General features: G+C 41.5%; 14 protein-coding genes. 2 read left to right on the forward strand and 12 right to left on the reverse strand.

What is annotated here, in order from left to right:
- The first annotated feature begins 33 nt into the window (after positions 1-33).
- Positions 34-390 carry a single-stranded DNA-binding protein gene (locus DBT50_RS08255; RefSeq protein WP_111852048.1) on the forward strand — a complete coding sequence of 119 codons (357 nt, stop codon included), beginning with the start codon at positions 34-36 and terminating at the stop codon, positions 388-390.
- A 189-nt stretch (positions 391-579) separates the two neighbouring features.
- On the opposite strand, the gene DBT50_RS08260 is transcribed toward DBT50_RS08255, so the two are convergent.
- From DBT50_RS08260 to DBT50_RS08310, 11 genes are all read right to left on the reverse strand, one after another.
- Positions 580-1,056, reverse strand: a complete 477-nt coding sequence (locus DBT50_RS08260) for a GNAT family N-acetyltransferase (RefSeq protein WP_111852047.1) — start codon at positions 1,054-1,056, stop codon at positions 580-582.
- 60 nt (positions 1,057-1,116) lie between these two features.
- A complete protein-coding gene (locus DBT50_RS08265; protein ID WP_181566095.1) occupies positions 1,117-1,254 on the reverse strand; it encodes a hypothetical protein in 138 nt (45 codons plus the stop codon).
- Between the two features lie 332 nt (positions 1,255-1,586).
- On the reverse strand, positions 1,587-2,510 hold the full coding sequence (gene whiA / locus DBT50_RS08270; RefSeq protein WP_111852046.1) for a DNA-binding protein WhiA: 924 nt from the start codon (positions 2,508-2,510) through the stop codon (positions 1,587-1,589).
- A 28-nt stretch (positions 2,511-2,538) separates the two neighbouring features.
- Positions 2,539-3,543 carry a gluconeogenesis factor YvcK family protein gene (locus DBT50_RS08275; protein WP_111852045.1) on the reverse strand — a complete coding sequence of 335 codons (1,005 nt, stop codon included), beginning with the start codon at positions 3,541-3,543 and terminating at the stop codon, positions 2,539-2,541.
- A complete protein-coding gene (rapZ, locus tag DBT50_RS08280) occupies positions 3,540-4,436 on the reverse strand; it encodes an RNase adapter RapZ (protein WP_111853284.1) in 897 nt (298 codons plus the stop codon). Before rapZ ends, DBT50_RS08275 begins: the two co-directional genes overlap by 4 nt.
- A 240-nt stretch (positions 4,437-4,676) precedes the next feature.
- Entirely contained in the window at positions 4,677-6,398 is a 1,722-nt protein-coding gene (locus DBT50_RS08285; protein ID WP_111852043.1) for a phospho-sugar mutase, read from the reverse strand.
- Between the two features lie 207 nt (positions 6,399-6,605).
- Positions 6,606-7,337, reverse strand: a complete 732-nt coding sequence (locus DBT50_RS08290) for a tyrosine-protein phosphatase (RefSeq protein WP_111853283.1) — start codon at positions 7,335-7,337, stop codon at positions 6,606-6,608.
- A 10-nt stretch (positions 7,338-7,347) separates the two neighbouring features.
- Entirely contained in the window at positions 7,348-8,145 is a 798-nt protein-coding gene (locus DBT50_RS08295; RefSeq protein WP_111852041.1) for a PhnE/PtxC family ABC transporter permease, read from the reverse strand.
- A complete protein-coding gene (gene phnE, locus DBT50_RS08300; protein WP_111853282.1) occupies positions 8,145-8,945 on the reverse strand; it encodes a phosphonate ABC transporter, permease protein PhnE in 801 nt (266 codons plus the stop codon). Before phnE ends, DBT50_RS08295 begins: the two co-directional genes overlap by 1 nt.
- Positions 8,938-9,735, reverse strand: coding sequence for a phosphonate ABC transporter ATP-binding protein (phnC, locus tag DBT50_RS08305; protein ID WP_111852039.1), 798 nt, complete (start codon positions 9,733-9,735; stop codon positions 8,938-8,940). The genes phnE and phnC overlap by 8 nt, the downstream gene beginning before the upstream one ends.
- Positions 9,735-10,646: a phosphate/phosphite/phosphonate ABC transporter substrate-binding protein gene (locus tag DBT50_RS08310; RefSeq protein ID WP_181566090.1), complete on the reverse strand. Its 912-nt coding sequence runs from the start codon at positions 10,644-10,646 to the stop codon at positions 9,735-9,737. Before DBT50_RS08310 ends, phnC begins: the two co-directional genes overlap by 1 nt.
- A 169-nt stretch (positions 10,647-10,815) precedes the next feature.
- On the opposite strand from DBT50_RS08310, the gene DBT50_RS08315 reads away from it, so the two are divergent.
- The gene (locus DBT50_RS08315) at positions 10,816-11,673 is read left to right on the forward strand and encodes a MurR/RpiR family transcriptional regulator (protein ID WP_111852037.1); all 858 of its coding nucleotides are present in this window, start codon (positions 10,816-10,818) and stop codon (positions 11,671-11,673) included.
- Between the two features lie 61 nt (positions 11,674-11,734).
- On the opposite strand, the gene DBT50_RS08320 is transcribed toward DBT50_RS08315, so the two are convergent.
- Complete coding sequence (locus DBT50_RS08320) at positions 11,735-12,976, reverse strand: MFS transporter (RefSeq protein ID WP_181566089.1); 1,242 nt, start codon at positions 12,974-12,976, stop codon at positions 11,735-11,737.
- Positions 12,977-13,152 lie beyond the last annotated feature (176 nt).

Raw genomic sequence — 13,152 nt, forward strand, 5'->3', positions numbered from 1 at the left:
TTGCGGCTTAATAGGAAGAGAGGAGGTGAAGTGATGAACCAAGTCCAACTGATTGGCCGCTTAGCCCGGGACATTGAAATGACCCAAACAGAAAGTAAACACCAGGTCCTAAACAATGCCCTGGCTGTCAACCGCTTTGTCGGAGGAGAGAAGCAGACCGATTTTATTCCCATTACCGCTTGGAATGCGACCGCCCAGCTGATTGATAAATACCTGGACAAGGGCGATGAAATTGGAATCGTGGGTAACTTACACATGAACCACTATACCAATAAAGACCAAGTGGAGGTTTACCAATTAGAAGTCATTGTCCGCGAAGTCTTCTTCTTACGTAAGAAACAAGGCGATAAGCCGGTCCAAGATATTAATATTGAAGTCACTAAGGTTTAAAGCCAAAAATAGACAGCCAGCTGAGCTTTAGAAAAGTCAGCTGGCTGTATTGATTTAATCATTCGTTTCAAATAAAAATAGTTTTCTTAACCAAATAACTTAATGAGCAGGTGGGCTAGTTTTGAAATATAGAGGAGCAACAAGGGGTAAAGCCTTCTTACTTTAGCCGTCAGCCGCTCGCCTGGCCTTTTATTCTTCCCTTCCCTCGGCTTCATTGTGGTAGTGCATATAAAGCAAAGGATAGGGCCTGCCCTCAGTATCCATGGCCGTCCGGCGATATGGAACAAAACCCATCTCTTGATAAAAGCCAACTGCTTTGGGATTCTGTTCATTCACGGTGAGCTGGCTAATCCCATAGGAGGACATCCCCTCCTCAAGCAAGGTCCGGCCCATGCCTTGCCCCCAATAATTTGGATGAAGGAAGAGCATCTCCAGATTTTCGCCAGCCATTCCCATGAAACCAGCAATTTGTCCCGTATGCGCCTTGACCACCACTAAGTCGTCAACCGCCATTAAAGCGCCTGGCACCTCTGCTTTAATAGCCTTGATGGCAGCCTCCGAGAGAAAGTCATGACTAGCTCGTACAGATGCCTCCCAAATCGCAAGAAGCTCTGAAATATAGTTCTCCCTAGGAGTCACTTTGCAGATCTGATATTGACTTGACATGGTTAAGCTTCAACCTCCTAACTTAAACACCCGATAATTAGCTCTTATTCAACGCTTTAGCTAAAAGCCTTTAGCAGCGTTTTCTCCGGCAATGCGACCAAAGTTAACCGCAAAGCCAAAGGTCCCGCCAGGAAGGTTAAGGTCATAACTGTCCCCATACATCCCGCCGGCATCTAAAGATAACCTGTTCGCTGACAAAAGTGAACTCCGCTTCAAAAACTGGTAACGCTCAGACTAGCTGAGCTTATCCCAATTTTCTCCAGCGGTTTCGTCCTTTGTTGTGACTGTCGCATCACTAGTTGAGTTCGGAAGGGTGAGGGGATGTCCTTTCAGAAAAGTTGAACGATCAGCAAGTTGAGTTCGAACGCTAGCCTTGAAGTTGCTTCAAAAAATACCAACGCACAGACTTGCTGTGCTTATGGTATTTTCTTCCAGCAATTCAAGTCTTTGGTCGCGTTTTCACATCCTTATATCTGATCTTTTCATCTTTTCCTCCAAGGAATCTCCCTCCCTGATCCTTCCTCACATCCTTACAAGTTTTCCGCGTATTGGTTGAGTCTTCTGAGGCGGTGGTTGATGCCGGATTTAGAGACGGGGCCGGAGGGGAGGAGTTCGCCGAGTTCCTTAATGGTAGCCGAGGGGTTATCGAGGCGGGCTTGGGCAACTTCCTGGAGTTTATCCGGTAATTTGTCGAGACCAATGGTGTTTTGAATGTGCTGGATGCTGCGGATTTGCTTGGCAGCGGCATCAATAGTCTTATTCATATTGGCGTTCTCGCAGTTGACCATGCGGTTGACCGAATTGCGCATGTCGCGAGTCACCCGAACATTTTCAAAGCGCAAAATCGCACTAGAGGCCCCCAAAAGCGCTAAGAAGTCAGAGATTTTTTCCGCTTCTTTGAGATAGGTGATGACCCCCTTGCGCCGATTGGTGGTTCGGGCATTCATATGGTAGCGATTCATCAATTCTGCCAGCTGGAGGGAATGGCTTTCATGGCTGGAATAGATCTCCAAGTGATAGGAGGAGGTTTCCGGATTATTAACCGACCCCCCAGCCAAAAAGGCGCCCCGTAAATATGCCCGGCGTGTGGGATCATTATAAATAATCTCAGCTGGAGCCGTTTCTAAGATACTGGAATCGCCGAGAATGCCCAGTTGGTCTAAGAGCAGGTCAACAGCTTGTTTAACCCGGACGATATAGACATTATTCTTCTTTAACTTCATTTTCTTCCGGACCAGGATTTCCCCATGGACCTGGAAGTAAGTTTTTAAGAGGGTATAAATTCTTTGGGTAATGGCCGCATTTTCCGTTTGAATATTCAGTGAGAGTTCGCCTTCAACGATCTGCAAAGCACCGTTCATACGAATAATGGCGGATAGTTCTGCGCGCGCTTCCTCTTGGTCAAGCTTTAATTGGGTCAGTTCTTTCTTGACACTGGCTGCAAAAGAAACCACATGATCGCCTACTTTCTCTTCTTAATAACTAGTGTTGATGGTGGTCACGGTATACTTGGATCAGGGCTTGGACCAACTTATCCTTGTCGTGATAAACCCCAGAATCCTTGAGGTTTAAGAAATCCCAGCCGATAATCTCAGCCTCCTGGTCTTTCAAAGCTTGCCGGTCGTGACTGACTTGGACCAAATAATCGAGAACCTCATTGTTTTCAATGTATTCATAAGGCACGGTGGTCCGGTTCAAGAGACAGGCATCGACATAGTGGCCTTGTAAATGATCATTAATCGCCCGTAAGTGGTCCGCATCGGAAAAGCCCTCGGTTTCGCCTAGCTGGGTCATGATATTACAGATATAAACCACCGTCGCCGAGGTTTCCTGGATGGCTTGGCGAATTTCTGGAATCACGATATTGGGTAAAATCGAGGTATAAAGGGAACCGGGTCCTAAGACCACCATATCCGCTCCCATAATGGCATCGACCACGCCCCGACCGGCTTTGACGCTTTGGTCAGGACTTGCCTGATTAGCCAAACGAACTGAGACCGACTGGATGGGACGTTTTTCTTCAACGATGGTGGTCTCCCCTTCAATCATATCGCCTTCTTGGTAGTGGGCTTGTAAGATGAGAGGTTCTTCACAGGCAGGCAAGACTCGACCCTTGACCGCCATGGTGACCGATAATAATTTCAAGGCCGAATAGATACTCCCCCGCATTTCGGTGAGGGCGGCAATAATCAAATTACCAATGGCATGGCCGGAAAACTCCTGATCTTCAGGAGCAAAACGGTACTGGAAGACATCCTTATAGAGACTTTTGGAGTCCGACAAGGCCACCAGGCAGTTACGCAAGTCGCCTGGGGGGATGGTATTTAAGGCCGACCGCAATTTGCCCGAAGAGCCCCCGTCATCTGCGACCGTCACCACAGCGGTTAAGTCGCAGTTGGCGCTCTTCAAACCGGACAGGAGGATGGGGAGGCCGGTCCCGCCGCCAATCACGGTAATTTTAGGGTAATAGTTCCTTGACTCACTCATTGATTTCGCTCCGTTCCTTTGCGTTTGTTCTGGTCACGGTGACTGATATGGGTGGTGTAATTGGTTGTGTCCATGATATGTTGACCGATCCGGCGGGTCAGAGCCACGGACCGGTGTTGACCCCCGGTACAGCCAATGGCAATGGTCAAGCTGGCTTTCCCTTCGGCTTCATAGAGGGGCAGGGTAAAGTCTAAGAGGTCGACAAATTTTTGGTAGAAAATTTCGGTATCGTCCTGGTCCATCACATAGTTATAAACGGGCTCGTCTTCCCCAGTTAAGGGACGCAATTCGTCGATATAGTGGGGGTTAGGCAGGAACCGCACGTCCATGACGATATCAGCGTCAATAGGGATCCCATACTTAAAGCCAAAGGACATGACTTCAATAGTGAAACCTGAAGCATCAGAGACATGGAATTCCCGGATCAGGGCTGACCGTAATTCTTTAGGGGTGATGGAAGTGGTATCGATGGTCAAGTGGGAGAGAGCCCGGACTGGACTCAACTCTTCCCGTTCCCGTTGGATCCCCTCTAAAATCGTCCCGCCCTTTTGCAAGGGATGGTTACAGCGGCTTTCCTTATAGCGAGCCACCAAGGCCGCATCACTAGTGTCTAGGTAGACCAATTGGGAATGAATCTTAGGGTTATTGTCCAAGAGTTGGAGGGCATGGCCAAATTCATCAAAGAATTCCCGTGACCGTAAGTCAATCACCAAACAAACTTGGTTGATATCCTTAGACTTCTTAATCAATTCGGAAAAAGTCGGTAAGAGAGAAGGCGGTAAGTTATCCACACAAAAGTAACCCATATCTTCAAAACTTTGTAAGGCAACCGTCTTCCCGGCCCCACTCATTCCCGTAATAATTACAATATTTAATTCACTATTTTCTGACATAATGTCTCCTTTTGTCTGAACACAGACCTAATCCTTCTCATTATAGCAAGCATCAATCGGGCCAGCAATTAAATAAATCCTAAAAATAATCAGCAAGTCATCCTAAATCCTGCCAATAAGGCAAAAAGAGGCTGGGATCCATTCCCAGCTCCTTTTTTAAATCATTGACTTTTTTATGATCTTTACCATATAGCCTTAATGAGCATTCGTTCGGCTTTTGAATTTTGTCTTTAAAAACTTTTATTCTGCCAAAGCTTGCATGACTTGGCCATATTGGTCGACTTTTTGGGCGGCTTGGTCTTCGGAATCCGCCTTAACACCGATGTAGAACTTAATCTTAGGTTCGGTCCCACTTGGCCGTACTGCAATCCAAGACCCGTCTTCTAGATGATACTTCAAGACATTGGACCGGGACATGTCGAAGTGTTCGACCTGACCTTGGTCATCAATCCGTTCCCCAGTTTGGAAGTCCTCGGTTAATAGAACGGCTTGGCCGCCAATTTCTTGGGGTTGTTCTTGGCGTAAGTTAGCCATAATACTTTCAATTTTCTTAGCCCCGGCTTGGCCTTCAAATTTAAGCGGAATGGTTTTTTCCAAGTAGTAACCGTATTCCTTGTAAAGGTCCAGGAGTCCGTCATAAACGGTCTTGCCTTGGTCCTTGTAGAAAGCCCCCACTTCCGCAAATAAGAGGGCTGCTTGGACGGCATCCTTGTCACGGGCGAAAGGTTTAATCAAGTAGCCGTAGCTTTCTTCAAAACCAAAGAGGAAGCTGTGTTCCCCAGTTTCTTCGTATTCTTGGATCTTTTCGGCGATAAATTTAAAACCAGTCAGGGTATTTTCGGTCGCAATATCGAAGGATTCCGCAATCTTAGCGGGCAGGTCACTGGACACGATCGATTTCACAATCACGCCATTATCTGGCAGCGTCCCTTCTTCTTTACGAGCAGTAAGGATATAGTGGGTTAAGAGCGCCCCAATTTGGTTACCAGAAATAATCTTGTAAGACCCGTCTGGCATCAAGGCTGCAGCGCCCATACGGTCAGCATCCGGGTCAGTAGCAATCAAGAGGTCCGCGTGACTTTCCTTGCCGTAACGCATAGCATATTCAAAGGCTTCTGGGTATTCAGGGTTGGGTTCATCTAAGGTAGAGAAGTCCCCATTGGGTTCTTTTTGTTCTTCCACGTAGACAATGTTTTCAAAACCAGCCTTGTCCAAAGCTTGTTCCATCAACATTTGCCCCGTTCCTTGTAGCGGGGTGTAGACAATAGTGACCTTGTCTTTCATCTTGTCGATAATATCAGGGTTCACGGTCACAGTTTCCAAATTCTTCAAGTAAGCGTCATCGACTTCCTTACCGATCACTTGGCAGAGCCCCTTGGCTTTGATCTCATCCAAATCAGCCAGGGGAATGGTTAACATATTAACGTCTTTGACGTGGTTGACCAAGGCATCAGCATCTTGAGGAGGCATTTGCCCACCGTCTTCGCCGTAAACCTTGTAGCCATTGTAATATTCGTTATTGTGGCTGGCAGTAATCATAATCCCGGTAAAGGTGCCTAAGTGGCGGACGGTAAAGGAGAGTTCCGGCGTTGGGCGAACCCCTTCAAAGATATAGGATTTAATCCCATGTTGACCCAGCACCCGGGCCGCATTTTGCGCGAATTCCAGGGAATGGTTACGACCGTCATAGGCAATGGCTACCCCACGGTCCACGGCTTCTTGGCCGTATTCTTCCATCACGCGGGCCAATCCTTCTGTGGCTTGGCGGACGGTATAAATATTCAAACGGTTGGTCCCCGGACCCATTAAATCACGCATGCCCGCCGTCCCAAAGTTTACCTCTTTGTAGAAAGCTTCCTGGAGGGCGTCTTCGTCTTTTTCTAATTCTTCTAATTCAGCACGAACCTGAGCATCTAAATCAGGGAAATTCTTCCATTGCTCATAAGCATCTTTCCAAGTCATGGGATCACTCCTCTTTCATTTTTCGTACCTCTATTGTACCAAATTCTCCTGGGCTTTGCTCCCCTTTCTCCTAAAACAAGCGCTCCCATCGCCTTGATGAAGCCAATATCATTTTTAGATAATGGAATAACTAATAATGATCGAACGAAAAAAGCCCCTCCTTTCATAATAATGAAAACAGGGACCAATATTATATAATAATTATATTTATTCTTTTACTAGTTTTTGCTTTATTTGATTGATTTCTGCTTGGGACAAGCCAAATTCTAACAACATATTACTTGTAGAAATATAATTTTCTTTTACATATTGAAGAAGGTGATCGATATAATGAGGTTTCGAAGTTAAAATTTCAGGAACCTTTCCTTCAGTCACAAATCGGTTAAAACGAGATTGTTCTAAAATATATATTCCACTTAAAGAATAATCTGAAATAATATCTGATCGAGACACGCCTACTAGGTCAAGCAGTAGAGCTGCTATAACACCTGTTCGATCCTTTCCTGCTGTACAATGAAATAGAGTCATTCCTGGTTTAGATAGAAAGGAAAAGATTCCAACCAAGGCATCCTGTTTATTTTTTATTAAATCGACATAGTAATGCGGAAGAGAAACACCTTCATAACTCTTTACTACATTCTCTGCATCATCAATATTTTCTAGTCCATCATTGGAAAATGAAATATTTTTATAATCTAATTTATTTAGCATAGGGTCGGGATTTTCTTCAACTTCAGTATCCCTTCTTAAATCAACAATTCGTTTCAAACCTAATCCTAATAAAAGTTGCTGATCTTCTTCTGATAATTCACTGATGGAATCACTTCTTAAAAATGTATGATATTTAGTAATGCCCCTTGGTGTCGCATATCCACCCAGATCCCGCATATTACTAGCTTGATCTAATGGTAATCTTCTATATTCTGCTTTATTTTGCATTTAGTCTCTCCTAATTTTGTTCATATATTTTACCCCTTGTTTTCGTTAAAAAGCTTTCTAATGTAAACATAAGAATAAAAATATAAATAAATATTGTAGTAATTGTTGTATATTGATATTTCATTTGCGCATCAGATAACAATAAACCAATACCTTCAATACCAATTACTCCTAAAGAAATCATCGTGGATATCATGTCTTCTACATGAACCGTAAGCCAACCCAATAAACTCGGCAAGACTTCAGGTAAAACACCATTTTTAACGACACCTAACCAAGAGCTTCCTGTAGCTACTAAAGCCTCAATAACGCCATGTGGTACAGATTCAATACTCCCTATAAATAAACGCGTCAAACTAGCGATACCAACCAGTCCTAAAATAAATATTGCACTAGTATTGCCAAATCCAATGGAAGCAATAACAATTAAGGCTAATATCAGTGACGGAACAGAGCGAATCATTGCCGTACCAAATTTAATAAAGTAAGAAAGCCAGGTCCATGGAGCAGTATTTTGCGCCCCTAGAAATGCCAAAACAAAAGATATTATTAAACTGATAGTACCTCCAATAAAAGCTAAGAAGAAAGTTGTAGCAGTTTGTTTTAATAATTCAGGAATTATTGACAAGTCTATCCCCATCATTCGACTAAATACTTCTTTTATATTCGTTGACCGTTTCATTAATTCAACAAAATCAATATTTAAATAATCGACACTTATAATAAATAAACTAAATATGATAATAGTAATGAATATGTTTTTTACAATGACACGCTTAGGCTCTAAGGAGATTTTTCGCTTATTCATCAGCTGATTCGCCTCCTTATCGTGTTGGTGAGCATTTCAACCAGTATTACCATAACAATTACAGCAATGACTATGGCCATAGCCTCTTGATACTTAAACAAACTGATGCGGGTTTGAATTAAAATACCTATACCGCCTGCGCCAACTAAACCAAGGATTGAAGAAGCTCGAATTCCTCTCTCAAAAGAATATAGTGACCAATTCATAAGCTGCGGGATAAATTGTGGTACAATCCCATGCCTTATAATCTGTAAGTCACTAGCACCGCAGGCCCTGAGCCCCTCCAAAGTCTGATTTGGGATATCATCGATAGAATCCGCAAAAGCTTTAGCTAAGAATCCAGTTAAAGCTATAAATAAAGCAATCACAGCTACCATTGAACCTATTCCAAAGATATACACTAAAACACTAGCCCAAATAACCACCGGAATATTTCTTAATAAGGAAACAAATCCTCTTATACTTATTCGAAGCCATCTTATATCCATTATTTTTCTAGACATTAAGAAAGCTAATAATAAAGAAACCAGTGTAGCTAAACATGTTGCAACCACTGCAAAAGCAAGAGTCTGGAGTAAATCAGGAATGATTTCAGGAATAATCCCAAAGTGCACAGGGAAAAATTTATTAAAGAAAAAAGTTATAAATTTTGGTAGACTTTGAAAAAGGTCCTCAAAAGATATTTCTAAATACCATAAACCTAAAAGCATTATCAAAAGAATAACAAAGACAACTGTCAAAGATTTCTTGCGACTTTCCTTCTTTTGGCTTATATAAATACTTAATTCTTTCTCATTCATCTCTATCACCTAAGGTTGTTGTCTGTATAGCCTCAAACTCTTTTCCTTCATAAATATTTTGAATGATCTCATCGGTTAACTTTGTTGGAATATCATCAAAAACAACCTTACCTTTTCTAATCCCTATGATTCTTGTAGCATACTTTACAGCAATATCTACCTGGTGCAAGTTCACTATACAAGCAATTCCTTTTTCAGTGGCCAATGTTTTTAGCGTATCCATAACAACAATAGAAGACTTGGGATCTAATGAAGCAATGGGCTCATCAGCTAATAAAAGCTTAGGATCTTGCATCAACGCTCGAGCAATTCCTACCCTTTGCTGTTGCCCCCCCGATAACTCATTGGCTCTTTTATAAATATGCCCTTCTAGGCCCACTTTTTTTAAATATTCAACAGCTTTATTGACATCTTCAGGGCTGAATCTGTTAAATAAGGTTTGCCACTGACTTAATTGACCTAATTTCCCATTCAAGACATTTTTTAGCACATTGGTTCTACCGATCAAGTTATAATCTTGAAAAATCATGCCAATTTTACTACGTATTTTTTGTAGTTTTTTCTTAGAAGCCCCCATTAATTCCTTACCATCAAACACGATTGAGCCTGAAGTAGGTTGAATTAACTGGTTAATACTTCTAATAAATGTTGACTTACCTGATCCTGAAGGACCAATAATAACAACAAATTCTTTTTCGTAAAATGATAAGTTAATATTATTTAAGGCAAGCGTCTCACCATCATATGATTTTTTTAAATCTTTAATATCAAGTAAAGGAACTGGAGTCATTATTCTTCTCCACCAGCTATTCTCATTGCTTCTACTGCTTCATCATAATAAGAATCATCAATTGCTGTAAATCTTGTCTCTGGTTTTCCGTATAATGCTTCAAAATATTTTCCATCATCAAAGCTTAAGAAAGCCTCTTGAATAGCTTGCTTTAAGTCATCGGGAAGATTTCCTCTAACAGCATATGCAGCATTAGGAATATCAACAGAACGGGCAACTTCTTTAATGGATTTTTCATCAACGCCACCAGCGTCAATTAATCGTTTTAGTACAGTGGACGCCACAGCAGCGGCATCATAATCTCCCATGCTTACACCAATAATAGAATTGTCGTGTGACCCGGAAAAGACAACATTTTCAAAGAAATAACCAGACTGTTCTAACTTATCATTATCTAAAGATAGATCTTTAATTAAAGTTGCCTTTGGATATAAATATCCGGAAGAAGATGAAGGATCAGCAAAGGCAAAATTCTTTCCTTTTAAATCGTCTAAGTTATTAATATCCTCATTATCTGCCTGGGTAATAAAGCTAGAATAGTAGTCAGTATCACTATCGATAGTCGCAAAAAGTTCCGCGCCTGCTTTTTCTTTAGCTTGCGAAAAACTCTGTGGCGAAACTAATAAAACATCAATTTCCTCAGCAGCCATGCCTTCAATTGCAGTAGCATAAGTACCACTACCAGTAAATTCCTCTACCTTAATTCCTAATTCATTTTCTAAATGTTGACGGAATTCATCATGCATGGCTGGAGTGTTCTCATTTTCTTCATTCGTATACTGAACAACTGTTATTTCTTCAGGCCAGTCTTTCCAATTAGCCTGACTAGAATCTTCACTCGCTTGTGAACACCCAAATAACATACCTGCTCCTAAAAAAACGCTTAAAATTTGCTTTACTCGCTTATTCATCATATAGCCTCCTTAAATTTTCAAATAATATTTACACAATTATTTTAACAAAAATGTAGCTAAACTATATTTTATTTGTGTAAAATATAGGTAAAGTTCATCCTAATAAAGCTCCATTTAAATGGAGTTTTAAATTAATGTAAATATTGAGAGAAAGGAAGACGAAATTATGAATAAATCTCCCTATTACGCAATTAGCGCTATGAATACAAATTTAACTAAAAGTGAACAAGCGATTGCCCAATTCGTACAAGAAAACTATAAAGATATAGGTCCTATGAATATTTCTGAAGTTGCTCAACAGTTAAATCTATCTGAAACAACAATCATACGTTTTACCCAAAAGCTGGGTTATCAGGGTTTTAAAGATTTTAAATTAGCTTGTGCTTCAGATGAAATCTATTACAACAGAAAAGATTATTTTTCAGAAATTCATGCAGAAAAGAACAGTTTTGAATATACCTTAAGTTCATATATTTTAAGTAATATATCTAATTTAGAAACAAATATTCAACAACTGGATTACCAGATACTTGAAAAGGTAGTCAATGAATTAATGGTTCCTAGGAATATATACATCGCTGGCGCTGGATATTCAGGTATTATCGCAAAAAATTTACATTCAAAATTACGCACGGTACTCAAAAATGTACATCTAGTTGATTCTAATTTTGAGGCTGTTCAAGAGAGTTACATGTTAAACAAAGATGATCTGATTTTCGGTATTTCTCAAACGGGTGAATCCGCTCTAGTCAAAACATTATTTGATCAAGCTAAGATAAGCGAATCTACTACTGTCTTATTAACCGCCAAAGTCAATAGTTACTTATACGATCTAGCTACTTATCCAATACTTTCTTATTCAACTTTTAAGAGTAAGGGAACTCGTTATTACGGTAATGAAATATTATTTACATTTATTATTCAAGCAATATACATATATTTAGTTAGCCAATTAGATAAAGAAAATTACGTCTTTAAACATTTTAGTAAAGTACTCAATGGAGAATCCAAACCATTTAATTAACTTAAATACACAAAAACCTCTCCTAGTTTTTCTACTAAGAGAGGTTGAAAATTAGATTATACTACATATATTTTTCTGCTTGTTTGTGGGCGGCGATCCAGAAGACAGCGATTAAGGCTGATAAGACTGCCAGGAAGATCCAGGCGGTTTGGTAGGTTCCGGAAACATCCGCTAGGGTGGCTGCCAATAGTGAACCGGAAGTCATCCCTAACATCAAAGCACTTTGGACGATACCGTAGGCCTTAGGATAGTCATTCGCATTAAAGATCGATGAGGTCATCAATGGCGGTAAGACGGTACCAATGGCATTCCCTAAACCAAAGAAAATGGCCATCAGGAAGACAAAGGTATAGTTGCCACTGAAGAGCATCAAGAAGTAAGCCAAGGCGCAGAGTAAGGAAGCGTAAAGGGTCGCGATCCGAACACCAAACTTGTCATTAACCACACCGAGCACCAACTTACCGAGAATACCGACCCCAGAATAGATGGATACCATTTGGGCCATCTTACCCGCGCCGTGGAGTTGTTGGACATAAGGTGGAAATTGCCCCAAGCCCCCGTTATTCGAGATACCGATAAAGACGGTACCGATTAATAACATGATAAAGAAAGGCTTCTTAAAGGCATCTTTGGTAGGTAATTTCACCCCTGTATGGTCCTCTTCTTGATGGTCAGCCGTGTCATCCACTTCAGCTGCTCCCAAGGCATGGAGGCCTTTAGCTTCAGGGTGTTCCACGAAGAGCATCATCACTATCGGAATCCCGACCACTAACATGATGATGGCATAGACTAAGTAAGCCATCCGCCAGCCCATGTCACCAATTAACCAGGTTAGTAATTGACTGAAGATAATGCCGCCCAGACCGAGTCCAGCAAAGGAAAGACTGAGGGCGGTTCCCCGACTTTTCACGAACCAATTATTGACCAGCATGGACACGGGAATAATGGTGGTGGCGGTATAACCAAAACCTACCCCAATAGAGAGCAAATAAAACACATAAATATTCGGGGCAAAGGCATATAAACCGTAAGAAATGGCATAGGCAAGCACACCGATCAGGTAGAAGCGCTTGAAGTTCCCCTTCTTAGCGAATTGTTGGGAGACAAAGGGCGATACAAAGATCCCCATCCCCAGCACAATGGAGTTCACAATGGCAAAGGCTGAATTGGCAATGCCAAATTCTTCAACGACATAGGGTTGGAAGAGGTTAGCTACGGCCACCGAAGCCGGTCCCATGACCGCTAGCATGATAATGGCGCCTAGAACGACCCACCAACCATAGAATAACTTATTTTCTTTCATTGAATTCCTCATTTCTATAAAACTTTACCTATTTACTATAACAGTTATTTGAAAATTTGTTGGGAATTTTGATTATTAATTCCCAATAAAAAAGAGGCCGCGACTTTTGTCTTGGCCTCTTAATTACCTTAGGGATCGATGCTTAATGAGTTAAGCTTGACCGCTTTTTATCGAAG

Origin of the sequence: Aerococcus tenax (genome assembly GCF_003286645.3) — a bacterium.
Taxonomy (GTDB): Bacteria; Bacillota; Bacilli; order Lactobacillales; family Aerococcaceae; genus Aerococcus; species Aerococcus tenax.

What these genes read in the sequence shown, in the direction of transcription:
- DBT50_RS08255 (WP_111852048.1), top strand. Translation starts at nt 34, where the DNA reads ATGAACCAAGTCCAACTGATTGGCCGCTTAGCCCGGGACATTGAAATG.
- DBT50_RS08260 (WP_111852047.1), bottom strand. Translation starts at nt 1,056, where the DNA reads ATGTCAAGTCAATATCAGATCTGCAAAGTGACTCCTAGGGAGAACTAT.
- DBT50_RS08275 (WP_111852045.1), bottom strand. Translation starts at nt 3,543, where the DNA reads ATGAGTGAGTCAAGGAACTATTACCCTAAAATTACCGTGATTGGCGGC.
- rapZ (WP_111853284.1), bottom strand. Translation starts at nt 4,436, where the DNA reads ATGTCAGAAAATAGTGAATTAAATATTGTAATTATTACGGGAATGAGT.
- DBT50_RS08285 (WP_111852043.1), bottom strand. Translation starts at nt 6,398, where the DNA reads ATGACTTGGAAAGATGCTTATGAGCAATGGAAGAATTTCCCTGATTTA.
- DBT50_RS08290 (WP_111853283.1), bottom strand. Translation starts at nt 7,337, where the DNA reads ATGCAAAATAAAGCAGAATATAGAAGATTACCATTAGATCAAGCTAGT.
- DBT50_RS08295 (WP_111852041.1), bottom strand. Translation starts at nt 8,145, where the DNA reads ATGAATAAGCGAAAAATCTCCTTAGAGCCTAAGCGTGTCATTGTAAAA.
- phnE (WP_111853282.1), bottom strand. Translation starts at nt 8,945, where the DNA reads ATGAATGAGAAAGAATTAAGTATTTATATAAGCCAAAAGAAGGAAAGT.
- phnC (WP_111852039.1), bottom strand. Translation starts at nt 9,735, where the DNA reads ATGACTCCAGTTCCTTTACTTGATATTAAAGATTTAAAAAAATCATAT.
- DBT50_RS08310 (WP_181566090.1), bottom strand. Translation starts at nt 10,646, where the DNA reads ATGAATAAGCGAGTAAAGCAAATTTTAAGCGTTTTTTTAGGAGCAGGT.
- DBT50_RS08315 (WP_111852037.1), top strand. Translation starts at nt 10,816, where the DNA reads ATGAATAAATCTCCCTATTACGCAATTAGCGCTATGAATACAAATTTA.
- DBT50_RS08320 (WP_181566089.1), bottom strand. Translation starts at nt 12,976, where the DNA reads ATGAAAGAAAATAAGTTATTCTATGGTTGGTGGGTCGTTCTAGGCGCC.